We start from the raw sequence: 26,033 nt of genomic DNA on the forward strand, positions 1-26,033 counted from the left end.
TCCTCGCGGCGTTAGTGAAGTAGCTGCACTGACGTAGCTGCGCTAAAGAACCTGTAGTGAAGCACTTCACTCTGTGTTCGTTTATTTGTGTGAACACTATCGCGAGGGTCTGACAATTTTCGTCACCCGACGGGCGGACGCTCAGGTACCAACTGGTTACCCGCGGCGGCGGCCCGGCAGGTGGGCTTGCTCGCTGTCGTGGTCGAAGATGGTGAGGATCTCAGCGGGACCTTCGTGGGCTTCAATCACGTGCGGGGTCATGGTTGAGAACTCGGCAGCCTGGCCGGGGTGCACCAGGATGGTTCTGGTTCCTAGCCGGAGTTTGATGATCCCGCTAAGGACGGTGAACCACTCGTAACCCGGGTGCACCCGCGCCTCGGTGGTATCGAGTTCATCAGTGATGCGCATTTTGCCGATGGTGACGCCACGTCGATCGCGTTCGCGAGAGAGAAGCCAGAAGGTAGTGCCGCCAACTGCTTCCGGCTCGGGGCGAATCACCACGTCCTCTTCCCCTTCTGGTTCAACAAGTTGATCAAGGGAGGTGCCGAGCGCCTTGGCGATCGCCACAAGTTGCTCCACCGCGATCCGCTGATTTCCAGTCTCGATACGACTCAGCGTCGAAGGCGAGAGGAAGCAGCGTGCGGCGAGCACATCGAGGGTCCAGCCGCGTGCGACACGCAGCCCTCGGACTCGTTGCCGAATGATGGACTCCGTCGATTCTTGCGTCATACGCAAGATTGTATGCGCATATAGGAAATCCACCTACGGTTGTCGCTATGGAACCCCACTCACATCAACCACCACGACAGCCCTGGCGCGATCTACCAGATGGCTTAGCCTCACACCTAGATTTAGAAGCGAAGTTGAGCGAGTCGATAAGAACAACTTCCCTCGAGCGGGCGGCGGTCGCCTTGACCGAAACCCCCACACAGATCCTCGATCTCGGGTCGGGCACCGGCGCAGACGTGATCGCCCTAGCGCGGCGCTTCCCGGCCTCACGCATTCACGCCGTCGACGTCTCTGGGGAGCTCCTTGGCCGCGTTGCTGATGTGGCGGCAACTGCAGGCGTAGGAGACCGCGTTGAGCAACACCTGGTCGACCTGGACGGCGATTGGACCTCGAAGGTTCCCCACGGCGTCGACTTGGTCTGGGCTGCACTGTCTTTGCATCACGTCAGTGATCCGCGTGCCGCACTTCAACAGGCGTATGCAGCGTTGCGCCCAGGCGGGGTGCTCATCGTGACCGAGCTGACCGGCCAACCTCGGCTCGAACCTGACGATCTGGGCACCGGTAGCGCCGGGCTGCGTCATCGCATCGCCGAGGCCCTGCCGCGTCACGAGCACGCGAGCAACGACTGGACCCGGCTGCTGAGCCAGGTTGGTTTCACCAAGATTGAACGAAACGACCACACGGTGAGCGCCCATGTGGATACGCCGCACGGCGCCCAGTATTTGCAGCAAATGCTGCGCGCGCAACGCGAACATCTCCAGCCGGGCGTCACTGACAAGGACGTCGCTGCCCTCGATACCGTGATCGAGTCAGTCAATGCCCGGAACTCAATGGTCTCGTCGCATTCGGACCGAGCGGTGTGGATGGCGGTTCGCCCAGAATTCGACGGAACCGGCAATCCGCCCGAGGTGATCACGCCCGAGGTGATCGAGGTGGACGTGGCTGTCCTCGGTGGCGGCTCTGCGGGGCTTGCGGCAGCGATCGCTCTGGCCCGCTCCCGCCGCCCAGTGGTGGTCGTCGATGCCGGACAACCACGCAATGCCCCCTCCGATGGCGCTCACAACGTACTTGGCAGCGAAGGCATCGCACCCAACGAACTGCTTGCCCGCGGACGTGCGGAAGCGCAGTCGTACGGGGTGCGCATTGTGAAGGGCGAAGCGACGGGGGTCTCCGGCACCGTCGACGATTTCACCGTCGACGTGTCAACTGGCACCCAGCGTATTCACGCGCGCCGGATCATTCTGGCAACCGGGCTCGTCGATGACCTCCCCGATGTCCCGGGCGTGAAGGCCGGGTGGGGGCGCTCAGTTCTGCATTGCGCTTTCTGCCATGGGTGGGAGGTCCGCGATCAACGTATCGCGGTCTTAAGCCGCGACGAAGTAGCTATCCACCAGGCATTGCTATTCAGCCAGCTCAGCGCGCACGTCACCGTACTGCTCCACGAAGCCCCTGACCCTACGGCGGAGCAATGGGAACAATTGAAATCCCTCAACGTCTCCGTCGTCCGCTCTCGGGTCGAACGCCTCGTCGTCGACGGCACTCAGGTGCGTAGCGTTGAACTCGAAGGTGGCGAATCATTCGATGTGGACGCGGTCGTCGTAGTCCCCCGGTTCAATGCCCGGACCGACATCTACGAATCTCTCGGCGGCACTGCGGAAGCAAACCCGTTCGGCCATCAGATTCCGACGGACCCGCGCGGCATGACGCCCGTGCCTGGAGTCTGGGCCGCAGGCAATGCAAGCCAGTCGATGGCGATGATCGTCGCGTCTGCCGCATCCGGAGTTGCCACCGGCGCCGCGGTACACGGTGACCTGGCGTTCGCGGACCTCACTCTCGCCGTGTCACACGCTCACAGCTAACGGGGAAAGACTCGTCGCCGCAGCGAGCCAGTCATGAAGCCGACGGCACCAAGGAATGGCGGTTCCGCGGAAACCGTTTACGGGCACAACGCATCTGGGCTCCCGAATCGCCTTGCGGCGTTCGGGAGCCCAGAGTCAGCGTTACTGCGTCAGCGTTACTGCGTCAGATTAGCGAGTTTCACGCGGGGGCTTGTTGGGGCTCCAGCGAACATCGGCGTTGTTGAACGGGTTGTCCATCGGGTTGCTGAGTGCGTAACCAGCAATGGCCCACGGGCCGGTGCAGCCGCGGACGACGTGCCAGGTCTTGATCGACTCGCCCGGTGCCAGCTCGCCTGCACGGCGAACGCCGGTCGCCGAGTAGTAGCGCATGCCGTTGCTGCGGGGGCCGATTTCCTGGTCGGCGGCCAGCCGCGGGATCGAAGCCTCGGGGCCGTCGAGTTCGCCGACGCGCACATGCTTGACGGTGGTGTTGCCGACGTTGCGAACGAACACGACACGGTCAGTGCCGGGGCGGTCGTGGCTGGTCACACATTTGGTGTACGCGGAGACGGCGAGGTCGCCAGCGGCGGCTGCAGTTCCGGTACCGGCAACGAGCCCTGCGGCAACGGTGCCGGTCGATGCCACCACAATTGCGGCACGGATGAGGTTCTTCTTCATTTCTCCCCTTCAAATAGTGGTTCTCCCGGCGGCGCGCCGACTGTCTTCCCGATGTTCTACAGGTGACAGTATCCTGAGAATCTACTGTGATACGCGAAACACAATACTTCACTCAAGTCGCTCCACTCACGCATCGGACGCGGACGGCGTGGTCGGTGCCCCGAGATTAAGACAATCGAAGGACATCGCCGGGATTACCATCGGAATCGCTCGTTTCTTCGTACCGGCACCGGCCGTGAAATCGCGGCTGGGCAATCGAACGTGCAGGGCCGCAGCCCCGTGTAGCCTCGGGCCATGGGGCGGATCACAGTGCGTCGAGCGGTGATCAGAGTTACCGCCGGCCGCGAGCCGACTCGCCGGATCGACACCCTCGCTGCGGAAGAACCCCTCGAAATCCGTATTGCGGGAACACCTCTCGCGGTCACCATGCGTACGCCGGGGCACGATGTGGAGCTCGCCGCCGGCTTCCTCGTGTCGGAGGGCGTGATCGCCAAAGCCGACGAGTTTTACTCCGCCATCCACTGCGGTGGCCCCGGTACCGGCGGCGAAATCAACGACTACAACGTGCTCGATGTTGCGCTCGCTCCCGGTGTCCGGCCGCCCACGCCCACCGTGACGCGCAACTTCTACACCACCAGCTCGTGCGGGATTTGCGGGAAGGCCAGCATCGACGCCGTACGCACCGTGTCGCGCTTCGAGGTACGCGAGGATCCGGTGGTCGTTTCCGCAGAGCAGGTGGCGAGTTTTCCGGAACGACTGCGCGCGGAGCAGTCCGTCTTCGACAAGACCGGCGGTCTGCACGCTGCCGCGTTGTTCGACGCCGCGACCGGCGAGCTCCTCGTGCTCCGCGAGGACGTCGGTCGGCACAACGCCGTCGACAAGGTGGTCGGGTGGGCTCTACTCCAGCGTCGATTGCCCCTACGCGGCGTCGTCCTTCAGGTCTCCGGTCGGGCCAGCTTCGAGCTGGTGCAGAAGGCGGTAACCGCCGGGATACCCGTGCTCTCGGCGGTCTCGGCACCGTCGTCGCTCGCGGCGGAACTGGCCGACGAGGCGGGCCTGACGCTGCTCGGCTTTGTCCGCGGAGACCGCCTGAACATCTACTCCCAGCCCCACCGAGTGCGACAGGAAGTCCGGACATGACCAGTGACCATCAGTCCCCCGACTCGAGCCGCGTTCCCGGCCTTTTGCCCGAGGTCCCCCGGCAGGGCGGCTACGGGCCCGTCACCGACGGCGCATGGTCAAGCTCCCCGTACCGTCACGCCGCCGCATCTTGGGGTGCCGCGAAGTCGGTCGGTTCCATCCTGTTTCAACAGCGCGAGCTGATCCGGGGCGCGCGCTCCATGTTCGTGATGAACCATCCCACCGGTTACGACTGCCCGGGCTGCGCGTGGCCCGACGACAAGAAGCTGACCCTGGACTTCTGCGAGAACGGCGTCAAGCACGTCACCTGGGAGATGACTCCCAAGCGAGTCAAGCGCGAGTTTTTCGCGCAGCACACGGTCAGCGAACTGGCCGACTGGACCGATTTCGAGTTGGAGAACGAGGGTCGGCTCACCGAGCCCATGGCTTACGACGAGCAGTCCGACCGCTACGTCCCAATCAGCTGGGACGATGCGTTCACGCTGGTCGGTGACGTGCTGCGCGGGCTCGCCAGCCCCAACGAGGCGGCCTTCTACACTTCGGGGCGGCTGAGCAACGAGGCCACTTTCCTCTATCAGCTCATGGCCCGCGAGTACGGCACCAACAACCTGCCCGACTGTTCCAACATGTGCCACGAGGCATCGGGCCGGGCGCTGAAGGCGTCAATTGGCACTGCGAAGGGCACCTGCGATTTGGACGATTGGGAGGAGTCCGACGCCCTGTTTGTGATGGGCGTTAACGCCGCTTCGAATGCGCCTCGCATGCTCACCGCCCTGGCGAACGCGACCCGTCGCGGCGCCCAGGTGGTGCACATCAATCCGCTTGTTGAGGCCGGCGAGACCAAGACCATCGTCCCGCACGAGATTGTCGACATGGCGATGATGAAGGAAACCTCCGTCTCGGACCTGAATATGCAGGTGCGACCCGGCGGCGACCTCGCCCTCATGCGTGGGCTCGCGAAGGTCGTCCTCGAGGCCGCGGAATCAGATCCGACCGTGCTCGACCGGGCCTTCTTGGAAGGCTTCACGGCCGAGTTCGAGGCGTACCGCGACCTTGTGACCGCCACCAGCTGGGACGAGATCACTGCGCAGGCTGGCCTGTCCGAGGAAGAGATTCGCCGCGCCGGGCAGATCTACCTCGACGCTGACAAAACGGTGATCTCCTGGTGCTTGGGCGTCACGCAGCACGAGCACGGCGTCGACACCGTCCGCGAGATCACGAACCTGCTGCTGCTGCGCGGCAATATCGGCCGACCGGGGGCGGGCCCGTCACCGGTGCGCGGCCACAGCAACGTGCAGGGCAACCGTACCTGCGGCATCGATCACCGTCTCCCGGCATGGGCCGACAATCTCGATGAGGTCTGCGGCATCGTCTCCCCGCGGGCCAATGGCTTCGACACGGTCAATTCAATCGAGGCCATGAACGACGGCCGGGTAAAGGTCTTTGTTGGCATGGGCGGCAACTTTGTGCTCGCCGCGCCAGACACCGTCTATACCGCCGCGGGACTGCGCAAGACCGAGCTGACCGTTCAGGTGAGCACCAAGCTCAACCGCAGCCACCTGGTCCACGGGCGCCGCGCGGTGATCCTGCCCTGCCTTGGCCGCACAGAGAAGGACGAGCAGGCGTCTGGACTGCAGGGCGTCACCGTTGAGGACGCTATGAGCATGGTGCACATTTCCCACGGCAAGCGTCGGCCCGCGTCGACGGAGTTGAAGTCTGAGATGGCGATCATCGCCGGTATCGCGCAGGCCACGCTGCCGGAGAGTCGCACACCGTGGCAGTGGTACGTCGACAACTACGACCGCCTTCGCGACGTGATGGCTAAGGTGCTTCCCGGCTTCGAGGGGTTCAACGAGCTGATCAAGGTTCCGGGAGGCTTCCGGATACCGCAGCCGGCCCGCGAGCGGGTGTTCCAGACGCCGTCTGGCCGCGCCGAGTTCTCCCTGGCACCGATGCCGAACGTTATCCCCGCCGAAGAGGACGTGCTGATCCTGGGCACCATGCGCTCGCACGATCAGTGGAACACCACGATCTACTCGGCGAACGACCGCTACCGCGGCATCAAGAATCTGCGCGAACTGATCTTCCTGAACGAGGCCGATATGCGCGCCCGAGGCCTAGCCGAGGGTGATTTCGTCGACATCACCTCCACGTCGCGGGATGGCTCGCAACGCACACTGCGCCGGTTCCGCGCGCTGCGCTACGACCTACCTCGGGGTGCGGCCTCCGGCTACATGCCGGAGATGAACGCCCTCGTCGGTATCGCCGACTACAGCACCCAATCCGATCAGCCGCTAATGAAGAACGTGGCCGTGCGGATCAGCAAGTCCGCCTGACACTGTCGGGTTCGACGGTAAGCACGCGCTGAACCCCAAAAGCAGATGAGTCGCGACATCGTGTGTAAACAATGTCGCGACTCATCACCTTGCGGAAGCGGAGGGATTTGAACCCCCGGTGGTTTCACCCACGCTCGCTTTCAAGGCGAGTGCATTCGGCCGCTCTGCCACGCTTCCCTGGCGACCAAGATTAGCGCACGAGTGTCTGGCTCGACGAGGCCCACCTACGGTCTCCCTCGACGCAACCATCACACACTGGAAGACTGGACCCATGCGCGCCATCTCAGCTAATGCCACCATGAGCGTCATCGACGTCCCCGACCCCCAACCACGAGCTGGTGAAGTCGTCATCGATGTCGTCGCAGCTGGCGTCAACCGTGCCGACGTGTTGCAGCGCGCAGGCCACTACCCGCCACCTCCCGGCGCGTCCGAGATCTTCGGCCTCGAGGTGTCCGGCCGCATCAGCGCACTCGGCGACGGAGTCACTGGCTGGAGCATCGGCGACGAAGTCTGCGCATTGCTCGCGGGCGGAGGCTACGCCGAAAAGGTCGCTGTCCCATCGGTGCAGGTGATGCCGGTTCCGCACGGCATCAGCCTCGTCTCCGCGGCGGCGCTCCCCGAAGTGGCGTGCACGGTGATGTCGAACGTTGTGATGGCTGGCCGCCTATCGCCTGGCGAACTGTTCCTCGTCCACGGCGGCACCAGCGGAATAGGCACCCACGCCATCCAACTTGCTCGCGCCATGGGTGCCCGCGTAGCGACTACCGCGCGCACCAGCGAGAAACTGGCTCGCGCACAACAACTCGGTGCCAACATCCTCATTAACTACATCGACGACGACTTCACCGAACGCTTGAAAGCCGAAGGCGGGGCAGATGTCATCCTCGACATCATGGGTGCCAAGTACCTCGATCGGAACCTGTCGGCCCTCGACACCAACGGTCGCCTAGTCATCATCGGGATGCAGGGCGGCGCTAAAGCCGAGCTCAACATCGGAACCCTCATGGCGAAGCGTGCCTCGATCATCGGGACCACGCTCCGGTCACGACCCTCGAGTGGCACCCCCGATTCAAAGGCATCGGTGGTCACCGAAACTGTGGCGCGCACATGGCCGTTGGTGGAATCGGGCGACATCCGTCCCATCATCGACTCCACTTTCCCACTCGCCGAAGTCGCTGCTGCGCACGAGCGGCTCACCTCGGGCGATGCCGTCGGAAAGATTCTGTTGACGGTGTAGCCGAAGCCCGGATGCGAGCGATTGCACCGCGCCCTAGTCGGCGAGTTGTGCACCCAACTCACCAAAGATGGTGCACAGCTGACGGTATTTCTCCTCGCTCAACCGGTCGATGACGAGGGTGCGGACGGCCCGGTCGCGGGCCGCGAGCACTGGGTTGAGCACCGCGAGGCCTTCATCGGTGATCTTGACCCACCGCTGACGGGCATCCTTCTGTCGCACGTCGACTTCGGAACTGTCCACGCGCGCAACGAGACCGCGCTCCAAGAATCTGGTGACCTGTCGAGAAACGGTACTCAAACTGATCTGCGTGCGATCGGAAAGATCACTGATCCGCAATTGGGGTGCAGCTGTCAACACCTCAAGTACCCGCCAATCCGCTGACGACAGCGTCGACGCTTGATCGACTTCTCGACACAACGATCGATATGTCAGCCAGCCACCCTGAACGAGCTGCTGCCACAGCTCACGCTGCTCCGCACTCATCGTCGGCTCATCACTTGCCGTCACCGCAGCCCCCCGCGTAGTTGAAACATGCCCCAAGATTACCGAGCGGGTCTCAGCCGAACGATCCAAGGACGCGGACCAACTGGTCCACCTCGAACGGCGTCGAATACGGAGACAGTCCCACAGTCACCGCGCCACCGATATCGGCGACACCAATCGCTGCGAGCGCACGATTAGGAATATCGTTGAGCGCCGCGATTCCGTTATCGCTCAATCGCGCACAGACATCGGCTGCTGTCACGCCGCTGACCACGAAGCTCACGATCGGCACCCGGTGCGCATCTGGTCCGATGATCGACACATTCGACAGGTGCGACAGCGAATTCACCAGGTAATACAGCAACCGGTGCACATACTCGTAGGTCGCATCCATCGACGCGGTAATCCGGTCGCGGCGCGGACCGGTGGCGCCGCCATCGAGTCCCGCCAAGTAGTCCACCGACGAAACCAAGCCCGCCAGCATGGCACCGGAAACGTGCTCGGGTTCGAGCCGTGTCGGACCCGTCGATGTCGGATCCTGCGAAACTCGTGTCAGCGAACTAATTGCCGTCGGATCGGCAAACGCCAGAGCCGACACCCGCGGCCCACCCCACCGCTCGGCAGACACCAGCACAACGTCGGCTCCCAATTCGGTCATCGACAGTGGCACATAGGGTGCGGCGGTCGACGCATCCACAAGCAGTTGTGCCCCGGCAGCCCGCGCGTGTCCGGCGATGGGACCGATGTCGGTAATCGCACCGGTCACCGACGACGCGAGCGTCACCGCAACGATCGACGTACGACTGTCAACAACATCGGCGAACTGCCAGGTCGGCAATGTCCCGTCCTCAATATTGACCTCGGCCCACCGCACTTGTGTTCCGTGCCTGCCTGCCCCAGCCAACGCGGGCGCGAGAACCTCCTCGTCGTCGGACCGCGAGAGCACAATATTGCGATTCATCCACGACGACAGCGGCTGCGCATCCAAGAATGCGGTGACCAACGCGGCGCGCGACGTACCCAGGACAACTCCGGCCGGATCACTGCCAAGCAGATCCGCGATGGCATCTCGGGCATCTGCGACGGCTTTGGCGACCGCTCGCGCCTGCGGACTCCGCGTCCCAGAAATGCCCGGTAACGTGCGAAAACCGGTGCCGACCGCGGAGGCGACCGCATCCGGAATTTGCATGCCTGCCTGCGGATCCAAGTAGATCCAGCCGTCGCCTAAAGCGGGGAAGAGTCCCCTGACGGAGGCGATGTCGAACGGCATATGCCTAACGATACTGGCAGAAGAAAGTGCACAATGGCACCCATGCACCCCGCAATGTTCGGTTCAGCAACTCCGGACGGGCCCGGCAACCCGTCCGATCCAGGCTTCGGCCAGGTTGGCGTTCCTCCGTCCGAGGACGGCGACGGCGTCATCATGCCCGGCGTCATGCCCGGAATGGCACCGGACGACGATTCGGCGAGCAGCGTCGCAGGCATGGTGGAACAGCCAGCGAAGGTGATGCGCATCGGCACCATGATCAAACAACTGCTGGAGGAAGTGCGCGCAGCACCTCTCGACGACGCCAGTCGCACCCGGCTCGCCCAAATCCATCGCACCTCGATTGCCGAACTTTCCGACGGTTTGGCACCGGAATTGCGCGAGGAACTCGAACGCCTGGCGCTTCCCTTCTCCGACGACGAAACCCCGTCCGACGCCGAACTTCGGATTGCTCAAGCCCAGCTCGTCGGCTGGCTGGAGGGCCTCTTCCACGGCATTCAGACCGCGTTGTTCGCTCAACAAATGGCGGTCCGGAGCCAACTTGAGCAGATGCGTCAGGGTGTCCTCCCGCCGGGAGCTTCGCCACATGACGGGCACAGCACGGGCCAGTACCTCTGAAGCACTTGTATGCTGTGGCGTTGTGTCAGCCGTAGTCGATAGCGGCGGAATCCCGCCCGCACCTGTGTCCTCGGATTCGAAAACGTTCGCCCGTGGTTTTAAAGACCTGGCGGACGGCTTCCGCAACTCCGAACTCTGGCTGCATCTCGGCTGGACCGATATCAAACAGCGCTACAAGCGTTCGGTCCTCGGACCGCTGTGGATCACGATCGCCACGGGTGTCACCGCGCTCGCGATGGGCATCCTGTACGGCGAGTTGTTCCACATGGACATCAACTATTTCCTGCCGTACGTGACGCTCGGTTTCATTTTTTGGGGCTTCATCGAGACGACGATCCTTGACGGTTCGGTGGTGTTCTCCACCAACGAAGGCCTCATCAAGCAACTACCGGCACCGGTCAGCATCCACGTCTATCGCAACGTGTGGCGCAGCCTGATCATTTTTGCCCACAACGTGGTGATCTACGTGATCATCTACGCGGTGTTCCGGCCTTCCCTGGACTGGTCCGCTTTGCTGGTGTTCCCGGCCCTGGGCTTGTACATCCTGAACGCCGTGTGGGTGACGATTGTCTTCGGCATCATGTCGACTCGCTTCCGCGACATCGGGCAGTTGCTGAGCACCATGATCCGCCTGGTGTTCTTTATGACGCCGATCATCTGGTCTGCCAAGTCGCTCACCGACATCGGCGGCGGCGTCACCGGACGCGCCAAGCTGGCTGAGCTGAACCCGATGTACCACTACCTGGAGATCGCCCGAGCACCACTCATGGGTGAACCCGTCGCTTTCTACCACTGGCTCATCGTTATCGGCTGCACGCTGCTCGGCTGGATGGCAGCCATGTTCGTGATGCGTAACTTCCGCTCACGCGTGCCGTACTGGGTCTAAGGGGAATCATGACCAAAACAACCGACATCCGCGTCGACACGTGGGACGCAGGCATCGACTTCCCGATCTTCGACGCCAAGACCCGGTCGCTGAAGAAGGCCGTCGTTGGCGCTGCGGGCGGCATCATCGGCGCCAACAACTCTAAGACGGTCGTCGTCGAGGCGTTGCGCGATATCAACCTGCACCTCGAGCACGGCGCTCGCATTGGCCTCGTCGGCCACAACGGTGCAGGAAAGTCCACGCTGCTGCGTCTCCTGGCAGGCATCTATGAGCCAACGCAGGGGTCCTGTCGCGTTCAGGGCCGCGTGGCTCCGGTCTTCGACCTCGGTGTCGGCATGGACCCGGAGATCTCCGGCTACGAGAACATCGTCATTCGCGGCATGTTCCTCGGAATGAGCCGCCGCGAGATGCTCAAGAAGACCGACGAGATCGCCGAGTTTTCCGAACTGGGCGACTACCTCAACATGCCGCTGCGCACCTACTCGACCGGCATGCGCGTGCGTTTGGCACTCGGCGTTGTGACGTCGATCGATCCCGAAATCCTGATCCTCGACGAAGGCATCGGTGCGGTCGACGCCGAGTTCATGAAGAAGGCCCGCGTCCGACTGCAGGCCCTGGTAGAACGCTCCGGCATCCTTGTCTTCGCCAGCCACTCCAACGAATTCCTGGCCCAACTGTGCGACCGCGCGCTCTGGATCGACCACGGTAGGGTCCGCATGGATGGCGGCATCGAAGAAGTGGTCGGCGCCTACGAAGGCCCCGACGCGGCTCTGCACGTTCGCAAGGTGCTCGCGGAACTTGAAGCGAACCCCGGGAAGACCATCTAGTGGCCGAAAACAACGTGCCCGACAAAATCGTTGCGGTCGTCGTCACTCACAAGCGTCGCGAACTTCTCGCCGAATCGCTGAAGGTGCTGTCGTCGCAGGACCGCGCGGTGGACCACCTCATCGTCGTCGATAACGCGGCGGAACCCGAAGTCGGCGAGTTGGTTGCAGCTCAACCGGTCCCGACGACCTACCTGCCGTCGCTTCACAATCTGGGCGGTGCCGGCGGCTTCGCGCTCGGCATGCTGCACGCCCTTGCCCTTGGCGCGGACTGGGTGTGGTGTGCCGACGATGATGGTCGTCCCGAAGGTCCGCAGGTCCTTTCGACGTTGATTTCGTGCGCGCAACGCCACAATCTGGGACAGGTGTCCCCGGTGGTCGTCAACATCACCGATCCCGACTCCCTGGCATTTCCGCTGCGGCGCGGCCTGGTGTGGCGTCGCAAGCGGTCCGAGCTTTTCGCACCCACTGCCGACGGCACCCAGATCGACCCCAATGACGATCTCCTGCCGGGCATCGCGTCGCTGATGAACGGCGCACTGTTCTCTGCGGCAACGTTGGAGGCGGTGGGCGTCCCCGACCTACGACTGTTCTTCCGCGGCGACGAAGTGGAAATGCACCGTCGCCTGGCCCGCTCGGGCGTCAACTTCGGCACCTGCCTGACCACCGCCTACCTCCATCCGGACGGTAGCGATGAGTTCCGGCCCATTCTCGGCGGTCGGATGCACACGCAGTACCCCGACAACGAGGTGAAGCGATTCTTCACCTACCGCAACCGCGGCTATCTAATGAGCCAGCCGGGGATGCGGAAGCTCCTCCCGCAGGAGTACGCGCGCTTCGGCTGGTATTTCCTCGTCCAACAGCGTGATCTCGCGGGGTTCCGCGAATGGCGGCGTTTGCGCGCTTTGGGGCGTGCCGAACGCTTCTCGCGTCCCAGTTAGTGGCATAACCCCCGCCGCACATTTAGAACGTGTTCTAGTGTGTGACCTATGCGATTTACCTTCGCCGAAGCGATGACCGACATCAACTACTACCCGCCGCTGGCTCAGGCCGCCGAAGCCGCGGGCTTCAGTGGGATCACCCTCCCCGATTCCATTGCCTACCCGGAAGTTTCGGACAGCACCTACCCGTACACGCCGGACGGGCGACGCGAGTTCCTTGAAGACAAGGACTTCATCGAGCCCTTCGTCTTGGCTGGTGCCCTCGGTGCCGTCACCACCAATCTGCGGTTCCTGCCGTTCGTGCTGAAGCTGCCGATCCGCCCGCCGGTGCTCGTCGCCAAGCAAGCCGCATCGGTCGCTGCGATCACCAACAACCGACTGTCGTTGGGTGTGGGCACCAGCCCGTGGCCCGAGGACTACGACATCATGGGCGTCGACTTCGCGCGCCGCGGCCGCCGCATGAACGAATGCATGGACGTTCTCCGAGGCCTGACCGCAGGCGGATACTTCGAGTTCCACGGCGAGTTCTACGACATCCCGCGTATCAAGATGAGTCCGGCACCGACCGAACCAATTCCGCTCCTCGTCGGCGGTCACGCCGATGCCGCACTCAAGCGCGCCGTGATCCGCGGCGACGGTTGGATGCACGGTGGCGGCGCTCCCGAAGAGCTCGACATGTGCCTCGATAAGTTGGCGGCCATCCGCAAGGCCGAAGGCAAAGAAAACGACCCGTTCGAGATCCACGTCATCTCACTCGACGCCTACACCGTCGACGGCTGCAAGCGCCTCGAAGACAAGGGCATCACCGACGTGATCGTCGGATTCCGCCTCCCGTACATCATGGGCACCGACCCGGAACCCCTCGAAAACAAGATCGCGAACATCAGCAGGTTCGGCGAGTCAGTGATTTCCAAGGTCAATCCATGACAGGCGGACTGATTCTTCGGCTCCTTCGCATGTCAGGTACGTTTACGGAATGACCAGCGGTGAAATGACACGCACGGACGCGATCAATCAGTCGATCGGAAAGGTCTACTCGACCGCCGATTACTACGAGGTCGGACGCGAGAAGATTCGCGAATTCGCCCGTGCCCTGCACGACGACAATCCGCTGCACTGGGACGACGAGAAGGCCCGCGACCACGGTCACGGCGCGCTGGTCGCACCGCTGACGATCGTGGCCATCATGGGCGCGAAGGCTCAGACCCAGCTCCTCGATAAGGCGATTCCCGGCGATCTGCTGCGCTCCGGCGTCCTGCAGGTGGATCAGCGTTTCGCATACCATCGCCCTATCGAGGCTGGTGACAAGCTGTATTGCGACGTGTCGTTGGAGTCGTACCGCAGTGTGGCCGGTGCCGACCTGTTCACCGTGAAGACGCTCGTCCGCGACGTCAACAAAGGTGTTCTACACGAGTCGTGGACGTCGCTCGCCGGACCGGGCGAGAAGGGCGAACTCCCCGAGAACTTCGAGGACATCGTCGACGGCGTCATGTTCAGTGGCGGTGATTCGCACGTCGATCCGCTGATCCCGTCGGAGCCGGCGGAGATCCCGGAACCGGCCAATGTTCGATGGTCGACCATCCCGTTCGAGTCGCTGACCGAGGGGATGGATCTGCCTCCGCGGGCCCAACGGTTCACCCGCGGTGACGTCATCAACTACATCGGCGTCTCCGGTGACCCGAACCCGATCCACCACAGCGCGTCCGTCGCCCGGAAGGCGGGACTGGAAACTGTCGTCGCGCAAGCCATGCTGACCTTGGGGACCGCTGCCGGCTACCTGACCTCGTTTGTCGGTGACCCCGCCGCGTTCATCGATCTCAGCGGACGCTTCACCAGCCCGGTTTACGTGCCCGCCGACGAACCCGCTGTCGTGGAGTACACGGCCAAGATCAAGTCGTTGGATCCGGAAACTCGCCGCGGCCTGATCGTGTTCGGCGCCAGCCTCAACGGCAAGCGCGTCTACGGCCGCTGCACGGCGAACGTCCAGTTCTCCTAGGCACCAGGAGTTTTGCGTCTCTACCGGATCTTGAAGATCACGGCCCGCTGAACCACAAAGTTCACGACGGTCGCCACGCCCTGGGCAATACAGAACGCCAGCGCGGTGTACAGCAGTCCCGTCTCCCACTGCTGCATCAATCGGTCGTAGAGGCCGACGTTGATGAAGAACGTCACCACGTACAGCGCGATCACCGCAGCAAACCTGGCCTTGCTCGCTTCGGCGCGGAAGGTCCACCGGCGATTGATTAGGTATGCGATCGTGGTGCCGAGAATGAAACCGGCACCCTTGGCAACCGGGAACGGTGCGCCCACCACGTCCTGCAAAAATACGGTAAGCCCAAAGTCGAAGACCGCCGACAGCGCGCCCGTCAGGATGAACCGGACGATCTGCGTCTTGAGGTCGACGCTGGTCGATGCTTCCTCGTCGTCGAACGGCAACTCGATCGGCATCGGCGCATGACGGGTCTTGAAATCCTCGTGCGACGGATGCACCGCCGGGAATTGACCGGTGATGCGATCGTCTTGCGTTGCCTCGATCCGGTCGGTGACGGGATCGTTGGGGTTGGGGTCTGCCACGCAGTAAGCGTAGTGCCCGCCACTGAAGGTGAACTGAGAACGTCCCGTCTCGAATTTGCGGGTCGGGTTCCGCGGCGTCAACTGGTCGGCCTAACCTCCCCTTATGACCAAGCTCTTACTCCCCCGCTTGGGGCGCCGCCTTGTTGTCGCCAGCGCCGTTGTGGCCACCGCCGCGGGCCTGTCCGTCGCTGTGGCCGCGCCAGCCCGCGCTGACGATTCGGCGACCCCGGCCGCCGTGTGGTCGGGCCTCGACGCCCGCGACTACTCCGGCCCGATCGGTGCACCCGGAACGTTGCTCACCAAGACGGCGCTCGACCCGTCCATCGGCTTGAGTTCGGCGGGCAGCGCGTACCGCGTTCTTTATGCGACGACGGACTTCAACGACCGTCCCGCTGTCAGCACCGCTGCCATCTTCTTGCCGAAGAAGGCGGCACCAAAGAACGGCTACAAGGTGATCGCGTGGGCGCACGGCACTACTGGTTTGGGTGATGGCTGCACGCCGTCGGCCCTACCGCGCAGCGATCGGGACACCGCATACCTCAATCACTGGCTGGACCAGGGTTACGCGGTGGTCGGCACCGACTACGTGGGGCTGGGAACGCCCGGTCTGATGAACTACCTCAGTAGCAAGGTGCAAGCGCATTCGATCGTCGACTCGGTGAAGGCCGCATCGCATACCGGTCTGCCGCTGTCGAAGACGTGGGCGATTGTCGGACAGTCGCAGGGGGCGAGCGCCGCGCTTAACGGTGCGCGTTGGGCCACCGCCTACTCGCGCGGATCCGGTCTTGATTACCGCGGCGTGGTGTCGACGGGTACACCCGCCAACATTGAGCACATCGTGATGCAGGCTGGTCCGGGTTTCCCGCCGGTCGCGCTCCCCGCGGGCTTGAACACCTACGCCGCCTACATTTGGGCTGGCTTCGCTGATGCGCGGCCCGACTTGAAGCCAATGTCGATCCTGACCAGGGAAGGCCGCCGAATTGTCGCCGCGGCCCAGACCAAGTGCTACGCGGAAATGCATTCGATGGTCGAGGGCGCCAAGGTTCGCGACTGGTTCAGCAAGCCCGTCTCGTCGATTCCCGGGGTGCAGGGCGCGCTGGTCAACTACATGAGCACCCCGTACCGCGGCTACGACCGTCCGATCTTTATGGGCCAGGGCCTCGTCGACACGGATGTGCCTGCTCCGTCGGCGTTGTCGCTGTATGCGCAGATGGTCGCGAATGGTCAACCGGTCGAAATGCACGTGTACCCGACCAAGGATCATTCGGGAACGGTGCTCGCATCGATGAAGGACTCCACCCCGTTCCTGGCGCGGATCATGCGCTAAGCAGGCGTGTTACCACTAAATGTGCTGGTACTGGTCGTCATCCCGCTTGGGTTTGACGACGAGTATCGGCTTGCGGCAAAACGACAGCAGTTGCTGAAATGTGCTCCCCATCAGCAGTTTCCCCACTTGAGTGCGGCGTCGTAGGCCGATCACGAGCAATTCCGCTTCGGGCTCGTCCATCGCGGCCAGCAGTTCGTCGACGGGCGTGCTGCCGATAGTTTGCGAAAGTCGGTACTTGACGCCGGACGCAGCCAGGACCTTTTCGACCTCGGCCATCTCCTCGGCTTCGACGTGGTGTTGGCCCCGGCCATCGGACACCGCGTTGATCACCAGCAGGTCGGTTTCTCGGAATTGCGCCTCAGCAATGCCGTGCTCCAGGCACGCCTGGCCGAAGGAACCACCTGAGTAACCAACCACGATCACAGTGTTGTCCTCCTCGAAAGACACAGATCTCCGATAAAACTTAGTCGACACGGCAGACATCGAGCCGTCCGGGGACCCGCAAATGCGCTCGCCGGCCGAAAGTGCTGCGAGACACAGACCACGGGCAAGGCATCCAGATTTAGTGAACTGACGAGTACGCTCTACAGCGATGACGAACAACGCTGTACTTCCGATTGAGACCCGCAAGCTCATGGGCTGGGGCCGGACGATGCCGATCGAAGGCCACGTCCTGTCGACCCCGTACCCGGAGCTCATCGCCGAAGCAGTGGCGCGCGTGGCCGACGACAATGCCGACAAGCCCAGCTACCTGCGCCGCGGAGTGATCGCGCGCGGTCTGGGCCGCTCCTACGGTGAGAACGCCCAAAACTCCGGTGGCCTCACCATCGACATGACCCAGTTGACGCGGATCCACGAGATCAACGACGAAACCGGCGTGATCGACCTTGACGCTGGCGTCAGCCTCGACGCCCTGATGCGGATCGCGCTGCCGCACGGCCTGTGGGTCCCGGTGCTGCCCGGCACTCGCCAAGTCACCATCGGCGGAGCCATCGGCTGCGATATTCACGGCAAGAACCACCACAGTGCGGGCAGTTTCGGCAACCACGTCGTGGAGATCACCCTCCTGGTCGCGTCGGGCGAGATCTTGACGCTGACCCCCGAGGGTTCGGCCGACGATCCCGACGCCTCGATCTTCTGGGCCACCATCGGTGGCATCGGCCTCACCGGCATCATCTTGCGCGCCAAGATCAAGATGACGCGCACCGAAACCGCGTACTTCATCGCCGACGGCACAGTGACACAGAGCCTCGACGAAACCATCGCGCTCCACATGGACGGCTCGGAAGATAACTACACCTACAGTTCCGGCTGGTTCGATGCAATCAGCAAGCCGCCACGTCTGGGCCGCGGAACCTTCTCGCGCGGCAGTCTGGCGACGCTCGACCAACTGCCGGACAAGCTCGCCGCCGACCCGTTGAAGTTCGACGCACCGACGCTGGTGAACTTCCCGGATATCTTCCCCAACGGCCTGGCCAACAAGCTGAACTTCTCGATGGTCGGCGAAGCGTATTACCGCATGGGCGGTAACTACCAGGGCAAGATCCAAAACCTGACGCAGTTCTATCACCCGCTCGATCTGTTCGGGAACTGGAACCGCGCCTACGGTTCAAAGGGGTTCCTGCAGTACCAGTTCATCGTCCCGCCAGAGGCCGTCGAAGAGTTCAAGGGCATCATCTACGACATTCAGGCATCCGGGCACGTCAGCTTCCTCAATGTTTTCAAGCTGTTCGGCGAAGGCAACCAGGCTCCGTTGAGCTTCCCGATGCCGGGCTGGAATATCTGTGTCGACTTCCCGATTAAGCGCGGTCTGCACGAGTTCGTCCGCGAACTCGACCAGCGCGTCATGTCGATCGGCGGTCGCCTCTACACCGCGAAGGATTCGCGCACCAGCGCCGACACCTTCCACGCGATGTACCCGGAGATCGACAAGTGGATCGCCACGCGCCGGCGGATTGACCCAAACCAGGTCTTCATGTCCGATATGGGCCGCAGGCTCGAACTGGTTTAACCGCCCGGCCCCGACTGACCTTCCCCCGCAGACGAAAGAGATTCACCCATGTTTAACGCCGTAGGCGTTCCCCAATCCATCCTGATCCTCGGCGGCAGTTCCGAGATCGGCCTAGCTATCGCTTCCGAGTACCTCACGAAGGGCTCGATGCGCGTGGTCCTCGCGACCGTCCCGAACGATCCGGCCGCCGCCGCTGCTGCCGAACAGATGAAGGCCGCTGGCGCGTCGTCGGTGGAACTCATCGATTTCGATGCACTCGCCACCGATACGCATCCCGCTGTGATCGACGCAGCGTTCGCCAACGGTGACATCGATGTCGCGATTGTTGCCTTCGGCATTCAGGGCGACGACGAGCAGGCCTGGCAGGACCAGAAGCTGGCAGTCCTCGAAGCCAACATCAACTACACGGCCGCCGTCTCGGTTGGCGTGCTGCTCGGTGAGAAGCTCCGCGCCCAGGGCCACGGCCAAATCATCGCGATGAGCTCCGTCGCCGGTGAGCGCGTTCGTCGTTCCAACTTTGTGTACGGCTCTACCAAGGCCGGCCTTGATGGCTTCTACCTCGGCCTCGGCGACGCCCTCCGCCCCGACGGCATCGGCGTCCTGGTGATCCGCCCCGGACAGGTTCGCACCCGCCTGTCGGCGCATGTCGCCGAAGCCCCGCTGACCGTCAACAAGGAAGACGTGGCACGGATGGCTGTTGCCGCCGTCGACAAGGGCAAGGATGTTATCTGGGTTCCCGGACCGTTCCGCTTCATCATGATGGTGTTGCGGCACATCCCGCGCCCGGTGTTCCGCAAGCTCCCCATCTAGATCCGGTGGCTAGCTCCGCGGCGGCGCCCCGCCTGACCGGTCGCACCCGAGATGCCGTCGAAATTGGTGCAGGCATCATCGGTGCGGCGATCATCGCATTTGTTGGCTTGAAAGTTATCGGCGCGGTCGGCTGGCCCGCTTTTAACACCTCTAATGTGACGCGGGCGCTCACCTCGCTCGGGCAGATCATCTTTGTGCTGCTCGCCGCGGTGGCTGTCGTGTGGTCGCGGTATCGGGCACGGACGCTGCCATCGTTGCTGGCGGCGTTCGCGTCGGCCGGTTTGGTGACGGTCACGCTCGGGATGCCATTGGGTGCCACCAAGCTGTACTTGTTTGGGCTGTCGGTGGATCAGCAGTTCCGCACTGAGTACCTGACCCGCTTGACGTCGAGCCCGCACCTGGCGGACATGACGTATTCGGACCTGCCGCCGTACTATCCGGCGACATGGTTCTGGCTGGGCGGACGCTACGCCAACACGCTCGGCCTCGCCGGCTGGGAAGCGTACAAGCCGTGGGCCATCCTGTCGCTGGCCGTGGCCGCCGGACTCGGTGCCATCTTGTGGAACCGGATGTTCGGCGTCGCCGTCGGCACCGCGGTTTCCCTACCCGTCACCCTCGTGACCTTGAAGTTCGCGTCGCCCGAGCCTTACAGCGCCATCCTGATTTTGATTGGCGTTCCGATGCTGATCGTCTCCGCGAGTGCTCTGCGAGGCCGGTCCCGCCTGGCTGACGGACCCACGCCGCTGCGGGAAACCAGTTGGCTGGCAGTTGTCGCGGCCGGCGCTTTCCTCGGCTTCTCGGCGTCGACGTACACGCTGTACACGGCAGTGTTTGCCGGGGCCGCAGTCCTAATGGCCATCGTCTACGTGGTCCAGGCGTGGTGGTTGCCGCGTAACGCGGCCGTAAGCCGGAAAGACATTGCCGCCGAACGCAATCCGCAGATCCTCGCGGTCATCGTGCGACTGCTGGTGATGGGCATCCTGGCTGGCGCGATTGCGCTGGTCGTGTGGGGCCCGTACCTGCTTGAGCGCTTCCGGAGCGACGTCGCCGTCAGCGGCAGCGCCGAACACTACCTGCCGGAAAACGGTGCGGTGCTCGCGCTGCCGATGTTCCACCTGACGATCATCGGCTTGCTCAGCTTGATTGGCCTCGTGTGGATTCTGCTGCGACTGCGCCAGCGGACCATCGCCATGGCCATGGCGTGCGCCCTGGTCGCGATCGTCGCGGTGACCCTGGTGTCGCTGGCGTTGACCGCCACCGGTTCCACGCTGCTGTCGTTCCGGTTGGAGCCAGTCAGTACCGCAGTTCTCGCGGCCGCCGGCGGCTTGGGAGTCGTAGCGCTGGCGCGGGTTGCCGTGGCGAAATTTGGCGACGTCCGCACGGTCGTCGGCGTTCTCGCCACCATCACCGCGATCGCCGCCGCCCAGCAAATCCCCGCAGCCCTGTCACCGGAGATCACCACCGCCTACACCGACACCGACGGTCACGGCGTCCGCGCCGACCAGCACGCACCGGGTGCCGAATCGTACTATCCGGAAATTCGTGCGCTCATCGCCAAGCAGACTGGACGGCCAGCGTCCGACCACGTGGTGCTGACCGCAGACTTCGGATTCCTCTCGCTGTACCCGTACTGGGGCTTCCAGGGCCTGACCTCTCACTATGCGAACCCGCTCGCCGAGTTCGACAAGCGTGCGGCCACCATCGAGGCGTGGTCGAAAGCCACCACGCCCGCCGAGATGAAGCAAAACCTGCAGTCCAGCCCGTGGCGCGCGCCCGACGTCTTCCTCTTCCGCTACAGCCCTGACGGCTACACCCTACGGTTGGCGAAGGACGTCTTCCCGAACGATCCCAACGTGCAGCGGTATACGGTCACGTTCAACCCGGCCGCGTTCGACGATCCCGCGTTCACGGTCACCGAAGTGGGTCCGTTTGTGCTCGTCGTGAAGAAGGGCTGATCGCATGGCAGATCTGGATATCACCACCATCGACCACGGGTCGTCGAAGACGCACATGGTTCACACCAAGTACGTGAACTGGGTGATCCTGCAGTCCGGCGACGGTGTGACGCTGGTTGATGGCGGCTATCCGGGGCATGCAGACGCGGTCGCCGAATCGCTGCGTCGCGTTGGCAGTGATCTCGGGGAGGTACAGGGCGCGCTGTTGACGCACGCCCACGTCGACCATCTGGGAGGGTTGGCGCAGATCGGTCGGACGCACTCGTTCCCGATCTATGCCGACCCGAATGAGGTCGCACATGCACGTCGCGAATACCTCGAGCAGGCCGATGCGTCCACGATTGCCCCCATTGCTTACCGCCCGCGGGTGGCGCGCTGGCTGTCTGGAGTGGTGCGCCTCGGCGCCCTCGACAAGGCTGGCATCGGCGATGCGCAGCCGATCGTCGACTCGACCTTGTTGCCCGGTCGCCCGGTCGCGGTGCCGACTCCGGGCCACACACGCGGCCACAGCGCTTTTCTCGTCGGAGACGGCGAAGTCCTGATTTCCGGCGATGCCTTGATCAGCGGCCATCCCACAAGCAAATTCCGCGGCCCCCAGTGCCTCGACCACGTCTTCACCCACGACGAACCGCGCAATGCGGAGTCCGTAGAGGCCTTGGGGAACCTCGACGCCGTCGTTCTGATGCCCGGCCACGGCCCTATGCTGTGCGGCCGAGTCGGCACGTTCGTTGAGCAGGCGCTCGGTTTGTGAAGCTGTAGATCCCGGCAAAACCGTGCCGCATTGTGTCGGCTGAATGGCGGATACCCGGCGGGTAGAGGAACCTGATGCTCGGAGTCCGCTGCACCTATTTGCGGCGAAAGTCGCAGATTGGGATCGGATGCGGATATTTGGAACGGCACGACTGCTTCAGATCGGGCGATCGCGGAGCGTTCGCCTGGGTGCCGTTGCGCTCGCGTGCGCGGTCGCCGTGGGTGGCAGCGCGCAAAGCGTGAGCCCCATCCCGGTTGCCGAACAGCAGTCGATCCGGACTCTCAACGACGCCCCGAATCCCGATACCGCCCGCAATGCGTCGGACATCCGGCGGGTTGCGAAACCGACCCCGCAAACGCCCGCTGATCCCAATGCCGCGGTTTGTGTCGGTGCGAATGAGGCGACGCTCGACAAGGTCTTCGTGGCGATGTTCGACTCGTTCCTGCCGTCGATCCCAGCCGCGCACCGGACGGCGGCCCTGGCCGCCAAGCGGCAAGTGCTCGCCGACATGCACTCGTTGAAGATTTCGACCCTTGCCGTGAGCCTGCATCCGTCGGCATTGGGGGCTTCGCCCGAGGCACCGATCAACACGTATCGGGATCCGCTGTCGCAGTACATTGTCACGCAATTGATGAACGCGAAGAACGGCCGCTACGGGCAGACCATGCGCGTCGAGAACCTGACGTTGTCGCAGGCCGTCGAGTCCGCGTGGCTGTACTTCTACCTGACGGCCGTCATTCCGTTGACGTTCCTCAAAGACACCATGCCGTCGGTGACTGCGGTGGGCCCGGTGTCCCTCGGCATGCTGATCACGTTGCCGATCACCATCGGCGTCGCGGGACTGAAGATGATGTACACGATGATCGGCAACGCCATCATCGACGGGTGCATCGTCAAGATGACGCCCGACGAACGACGTCATGCCGGACAGCCCGACCCCGACCTGTCGTTCGCGTCGAAGGTGCCGCAGATCATCGCCGACATTGCGGGCCAGGTCGAGATCGCCGAACCGGGCTCGTGCCCGGCCATCGGCGACCTGCCGCTGAGCCGCATCGTCACCCGCACCGCTGACTACCTGACCGCCACCGCACCGAATCCCGCCGCCGCGAAGCAGATCACCAACAGTGCCCGCGATCTGCAGAAATTCATGAAGACCGTGTGGGTGCCGCACAACCTGATCCCCGCCGATCCCGACGATCTCTCTACCGTCGAGACGCTGCTGTCGTACGGGATGGGCGTGATCCCCACGGTTGGCGGAACCATTACCGACATTGTGATCGGCCTCGGTCATAATTCGGGATCCGGCAAGAACATGGGCGAGATGGTCCGACTGTCGGATCTGACGGTGACGAAGACGATGACCGCTGCCTACTATGCGTACGCACTGACGACCCAGTTCATTTCGATCGCGAATGAGTATGCGGCCGATGCCCTGGTCCCCTTGACCGGCGGGCTCGACTTGCTGCCGCGCGTGAGTGGCCTGATCAATGCGCCCAACACCTACGGCCTCGTCGTTTATCACAGTGTTTTGCGTTCACTATGCCTATCGGAGGACCGCAAAGTGGTCCCCGCCAGCCAGCCTGCCGCCCGCTGGTAGTCACGTCACGCTGTACATTCATCACTCCTGAAGGGCCGTGGCCCGCGCCCCCGGTTCGACGTCAACCGGCAGCAGACGGTAGGTAAGCCACTGGTATTCGGTCTCCACGACCACCTCGTCGCAGGTGCTTCCGTCCGGGTGGCGGCGGCCACGTTGCTGCGGGGTAGCCCACCTGGCACCGGTGATCGCACATAAACAAGGAAGGCCCAGCATTCCGAGGAACGCTGGGCCTTCTCTGTGGCACTGGCAGTGCCGTCTCAACTAATGCGAATTGCGGGGTGCCCCTGCGGGACGAGCGGAACGACGACGGCGGCGCGGTGCACCCGCCCCCTCATTCGACTCGGGACGCGAGTTGGAATTGCGCGTCGGCTTCGACGTCGACGACCGTCCACCGTGCTCACCCTGGCTTGCACCGGCGCTACGGTTCGGTTTGCGGTGCCCTGCGGCCTGCGCGGCACGACGACGGCCCTGGCCGCCGATACGCGAGCCGCGCGAGCCGCCACCCGAACGCTGCTGCGGTGCCGGAGCGGCCACAACGGGGGTATCGCGGTACGGGGCGCGCTCGCCCACGAGTTCGTCAACGACGTCCGACTTCGCGGTGACCTGCTGGCCGGGCACCTTGATAGCTGCCTTCTGCAGCAGTTTGCGGAGATCTCCCCACTGCTCGGGCAGGCAGATCGTGACGACGTCGCCTGCCGAACCGGCGCGCGCGGTGCGACCCGAGCGGTGCAGGTAAGCCTTGTGTTCGGCTGGCGGATCTACGTGGACGACGAGTTCAACACCGTCGACGTGCACGCCGCGAGCGGCGACGTCCGTCGCGACGAGCACCTTGGCACCGTCCGGTGCGGCGAAGGCGGCAAGGTTGCGATCACGTTGACCCTGCGACAGGTTGCCGTGGAGGTCGACGGCCGGAATGCCCTCGGAAGTCAGCTTCTTGGCCAACTTCTTAGCTTGGTGCTTGGTGCGGGTGAAAAGGATGCGGCGGCCGGTGCCCGAGGCGAGTTCCCGAACTAGTTCGCCCTTTTCGGCGGCGCTCGGCACGCGGAAGACGTGGTGCGTCATCTGTGCGACGGGCGACGTCGCATCTTCCAACGAGTGGGTGACCGGCTGGTTCAGGAAGCGCTTGACGATCTTGTCGACCCCGTTGTCGAGCGTCGCCGAGAACAGCATGCGCTGCCCGCCGGTCGGGGTGGCCGCCAAGATGCGGGTGACGACCGGCAGAAAGCCGAGGTCAGCCATGTGATCGGCTTCGTCGAGCACGGTGATCTTGACGTCGTCGAGGGAGACGATGCGTTGACGCATGAGGTCCTCGAGGCGGCCCGGGCAGGCGACGACGATATCGGCACCGGCGCGCATGGCCGACTCTTGGCGACTCTGCTTGACGCCACCGAAGATGGTGGTGACGCGCAGGCCGACGGCGTTGGCGAGAGGTTCCATCGCGGTCGCGATCTGCGTCGCGAGTTCACGGGTGGGCGACAGGACAAGCCCGGTGGGGCGACCCGGCTTGCGGCGGACGCCGGCCTCGGCCAGGCGAGTGACGAGGGGGATCGAGAATGCGAGGGTTTTGCCCGAGCCGGTCTTACCGCGGCCGAGCGCATCCTTGCCGATGAGGGTGTCGGGGAGAGTGCGTTCCTGAATTGGGAACGCGGTCGATTTGCCTTCAGCGGTCAGCGCATCGGCAATGGGAAGTGGCACGCCGAGGTCGGCGAAAGTAGTCATTAAAAGAGGGCTGCCTTAATTGCAGGATTCGCGCGCAGCACTGCGCCGCAGACGAATTCAGGTGGCGAACACGCGCGGTTTCGCGTGTCGGTTCGCCGTATGAATGGTCAACGCACCCGCGAGAATTCCGGGGTCTGCGTGGAGGCGTTCTACGACGATCGGCGCTAGGCACCGAGTGGACGAGCGCACCTTCCGGGACGCTCCGACTTTCTCAGCCTACGGCAATTCGAGCCAGCGACCAGCACTCAGTGGTGGACGGCACAGTGCCCCGTGGCCCCTTCTCGCATGATGCGTTCGTTCCCGCACCACGTC

Annotated in this window: 24 protein-coding genes and 1 tRNA gene; 16 read left to right on the plus strand and 9 right to left on the minus strand. The window is 63.6% G+C overall.

Going from position 1 to position 26,033, the window contains the following annotated elements:
* Positions 1 to 156: 156 nt before the first annotated feature.
* A complete protein-coding gene (locus WBA38_RS00815) occupies positions 157 to 729 on the minus strand; it encodes a helix-turn-helix domain-containing protein (protein WP_424293038.1) in 573 nt (190 codons plus the stop codon).
* A gap of 182 nt (positions 730 to 911) precedes the next feature.
* Between WBA38_RS00815 and WBA38_RS00820 the strand changes: the two genes are divergently transcribed.
* Entirely contained in the window at positions 912 to 2,588 is a 1,677-nt protein-coding gene (locus WBA38_RS00820; protein WP_424321826.1) for an FAD-dependent oxidoreductase, read from the plus strand.
* A 168-nt stretch (positions 2,589 to 2,756) separates the two neighbouring features.
* On the opposite strand, the gene WBA38_RS00825 is transcribed toward WBA38_RS00820, so the two are convergent.
* Positions 2,757 to 3,245, minus strand: coding sequence for a hypothetical protein (locus tag WBA38_RS00825; protein ID WP_424293036.1), 489 nt, complete (start codon positions 3,243 to 3,245; stop codon positions 2,757 to 2,759).
* A 294-nt stretch (positions 3,246 to 3,539) separates the two neighbouring features.
* On the opposite strand from WBA38_RS00825, the gene fdhD reads away from it, so the two are divergent.
* Positions 3,540 to 4,385, plus strand: coding sequence for a formate dehydrogenase accessory sulfurtransferase FdhD (gene fdhD, locus WBA38_RS00830; protein ID WP_424293035.1), 846 nt, complete (start codon positions 3,540 to 3,542; stop codon positions 4,383 to 4,385).
* Positions 4,382 to 6,721 carry an FdhF/YdeP family oxidoreductase gene (locus tag WBA38_RS00835; RefSeq protein ID WP_424293034.1) on the plus strand — a complete coding sequence of 780 codons (2,340 nt, stop codon included), beginning with the start codon at positions 4,382 to 4,384 and terminating at the stop codon, positions 6,719 to 6,721. Before fdhD ends, WBA38_RS00835 begins: the two co-directional genes overlap by 4 nt.
* A gap of 92 nt (positions 6,722 to 6,813) precedes the next feature.
* On the opposite strand, the gene WBA38_RS00840 is transcribed toward WBA38_RS00835, so the two are convergent.
* A tRNA-Ser gene (locus WBA38_RS00840) sits at positions 6,814 to 6,898 on the minus strand.
* A 94-nt stretch (positions 6,899 to 6,992) separates the two neighbouring features.
* On the opposite strand from WBA38_RS00840, the gene WBA38_RS00845 reads away from it, so the two are divergent.
* A complete protein-coding gene (locus WBA38_RS00845; RefSeq protein ID WP_424293033.1) occupies positions 6,993 to 7,958 on the plus strand; it encodes an NAD(P)H-quinone oxidoreductase in 966 nt (321 codons plus the stop codon).
* A 33-nt stretch (positions 7,959 to 7,991) separates the two neighbouring features.
* Here the strand turns inward: WBA38_RS00845 and WBA38_RS00850 are convergent, their stop codons facing one another.
* Both WBA38_RS00850 and WBA38_RS00855 read right to left on the minus strand, forming a co-directional pair.
* Positions 7,992 to 8,465, minus strand: a complete 474-nt coding sequence (locus WBA38_RS00850; RefSeq protein WP_424293032.1) for a MarR family winged helix-turn-helix transcriptional regulator — start codon at positions 8,463 to 8,465, stop codon at positions 7,992 to 7,994.
* Between the two features lie 49 nt (positions 8,466 to 8,514).
* Complete coding sequence (locus WBA38_RS00855; protein ID WP_424293031.1) at positions 8,515 to 9,711, minus strand: aminotransferase class V-fold PLP-dependent enzyme; 1,197 nt, start codon at positions 9,709 to 9,711, stop codon at positions 8,515 to 8,517.
* A gap of 42 nt (positions 9,712 to 9,753) precedes the next feature.
* Between WBA38_RS00855 and WBA38_RS00860 the strand changes: the two genes are divergently transcribed.
* The 6 genes from WBA38_RS00860 to WBA38_RS00885 are packed head-to-tail and all read left to right on the plus strand — an operon-like array spanning position 9,754 to position 14,973.
* Positions 9,754 to 10,326, plus strand: a complete 573-nt coding sequence (locus WBA38_RS00860; protein WP_424293030.1) for a bacterial proteasome activator family protein — start codon at positions 9,754 to 9,756, stop codon at positions 10,324 to 10,326.
* A 22-nt stretch (positions 10,327 to 10,348) separates the two neighbouring features.
* On the plus strand, positions 10,349 to 11,212 hold the full coding sequence (locus tag WBA38_RS00865) for an ABC transporter permease (RefSeq protein ID WP_424293029.1): 864 nt from the start codon (positions 10,349 to 10,351) through the stop codon (positions 11,210 to 11,212).
* An 8-nt stretch (positions 11,213 to 11,220) separates the two neighbouring features.
* Positions 11,221 to 12,039, plus strand: coding sequence for an ABC transporter ATP-binding protein (locus WBA38_RS00870; protein ID WP_424293028.1), 819 nt, complete (start codon positions 11,221 to 11,223; stop codon positions 12,037 to 12,039).
* Positions 12,039 to 12,977 carry a glycosyltransferase gene (locus WBA38_RS00875; RefSeq protein WP_424293027.1) on the plus strand — a complete coding sequence of 313 codons (939 nt, stop codon included), beginning with the start codon at positions 12,039 to 12,041 and terminating at the stop codon, positions 12,975 to 12,977. Before WBA38_RS00870 ends, WBA38_RS00875 begins: the two co-directional genes overlap by 1 nt.
* A 48-nt stretch (positions 12,978 to 13,025) precedes the next feature.
* The gene (locus WBA38_RS00880) at positions 13,026 to 13,904 is read left to right on the plus strand and encodes a TIGR03619 family F420-dependent LLM class oxidoreductase (RefSeq protein ID WP_424293026.1); all 879 of its coding nucleotides are present in this window, start codon (positions 13,026 to 13,028) and stop codon (positions 13,902 to 13,904) included.
* Positions 13,905 to 13,953: 49 nt separating this feature from the next.
* The gene (locus WBA38_RS00885; RefSeq protein WP_424293025.1) at positions 13,954 to 14,973 is read left to right on the plus strand and encodes a fused (3R)-hydroxyacyl-ACP dehydratase subunits HadA/HadB; all 1,020 of its coding nucleotides are present in this window, start codon (positions 13,954 to 13,956) and stop codon (positions 14,971 to 14,973) included.
* A 20-nt stretch (positions 14,974 to 14,993) separates the two neighbouring features.
* Here WBA38_RS00885 and WBA38_RS00890 read toward each other — a convergent pair whose 3' ends face one another.
* Positions 14,994 to 15,425, minus strand: coding sequence for a GtrA family protein (locus WBA38_RS00890; RefSeq protein WP_424293039.1), 432 nt, complete (start codon positions 15,423 to 15,425; stop codon positions 14,994 to 14,996).
* A gap of 229 nt (positions 15,426 to 15,654) precedes the next feature.
* Here WBA38_RS00890 and WBA38_RS00895 point away from each other — a divergent pair, with 229 nt between their 5' ends.
* On the plus strand, positions 15,655 to 16,878 hold the full coding sequence (locus tag WBA38_RS00895; RefSeq protein ID WP_424321827.1) for a lipase family protein: 1,224 nt from the start codon (positions 15,655 to 15,657) through the stop codon (positions 16,876 to 16,878).
* 15 nt (positions 16,879 to 16,893) lie between these two features.
* Here the strand turns inward: WBA38_RS00895 and WBA38_RS00900 are convergent, their stop codons facing one another.
* Entirely contained in the window at positions 16,894 to 17,301 is a 408-nt protein-coding gene (locus tag WBA38_RS00900; protein ID WP_424295696.1) for a universal stress protein, read from the minus strand.
* Positions 17,302 to 17,470: 169 nt separating this feature from the next.
* Here WBA38_RS00900 and WBA38_RS00905 point away from each other — a divergent pair, with 169 nt between their 5' ends.
* Genes WBA38_RS00905 through WBA38_RS00925 form a run of 5 tightly spaced genes read left to right on the plus strand, consistent with a single transcriptional unit; the run spans position 17,471 to position 24,002 of the window.
* A complete protein-coding gene (locus tag WBA38_RS00905) occupies positions 17,471 to 18,889 on the plus strand; it encodes an FAD-binding protein (RefSeq protein WP_424321828.1) in 1,419 nt (472 codons plus the stop codon).
* A 48-nt stretch (positions 18,890 to 18,937) separates the two neighbouring features.
* Positions 18,938 to 19,699 (plus strand): decaprenylphospho-beta-D-erythro-pentofuranosid-2-ulose 2-reductase, encoded by a 762-nt coding sequence (locus WBA38_RS00910; protein ID WP_424295692.1) that lies wholly within the window; start codon positions 18,938 to 18,940, stop codon positions 19,697 to 19,699.
* 5 nt (positions 19,700 to 19,704) lie between these two features.
* Entirely contained in the window at positions 19,705 to 21,654 is a 1,950-nt protein-coding gene (locus WBA38_RS00915; protein ID WP_424295690.1) for an arabinofuranosyltransferase, read from the plus strand.
* 4 nt (positions 21,655 to 21,658) lie between these two features.
* Complete coding sequence (locus WBA38_RS00920) at positions 21,659 to 22,405, plus strand: MBL fold metallo-hydrolase (protein WP_424295688.1); 747 nt, start codon at positions 21,659 to 21,661, stop codon at positions 22,403 to 22,405.
* Between the two features lie 43 nt (positions 22,406 to 22,448).
* Positions 22,449 to 24,002 carry a hypothetical protein gene (locus WBA38_RS00925; protein ID WP_424321829.1) on the plus strand — a complete coding sequence of 518 codons (1,554 nt, stop codon included), beginning with the start codon at positions 22,449 to 22,451 and terminating at the stop codon, positions 24,000 to 24,002.
* 21 nt (positions 24,003 to 24,023) lie between these two features.
* On the opposite strand, the gene WBA38_RS00930 is transcribed toward WBA38_RS00925, so the two are convergent.
* Both WBA38_RS00930 and WBA38_RS00935 read right to left on the minus strand, forming a co-directional pair.
* On the minus strand, positions 24,024 to 24,215 hold the full coding sequence (locus WBA38_RS00930) for a hypothetical protein (protein WP_424321830.1): 192 nt from the start codon (positions 24,213 to 24,215) through the stop codon (positions 24,024 to 24,026).
* A gap of 48 nt (positions 24,216 to 24,263) precedes the next feature.
* On the minus strand, positions 24,264 to 25,721 hold the full coding sequence (locus WBA38_RS00935) for a DEAD/DEAH box helicase (protein WP_424321831.1): 1,458 nt from the start codon (positions 25,719 to 25,721) through the stop codon (positions 24,264 to 24,266).
* Between the last annotated feature and the right edge of the window lie 312 nt (positions 25,722 to 26,033).

This window comes from Gordonia sp. (in: high G+C Gram-positive bacteria), assembly GCF_049647785.1.
GTDB lineage: Bacteria > Actinomycetota > Actinomycetes > Mycobacteriales > Mycobacteriaceae > Gordonia.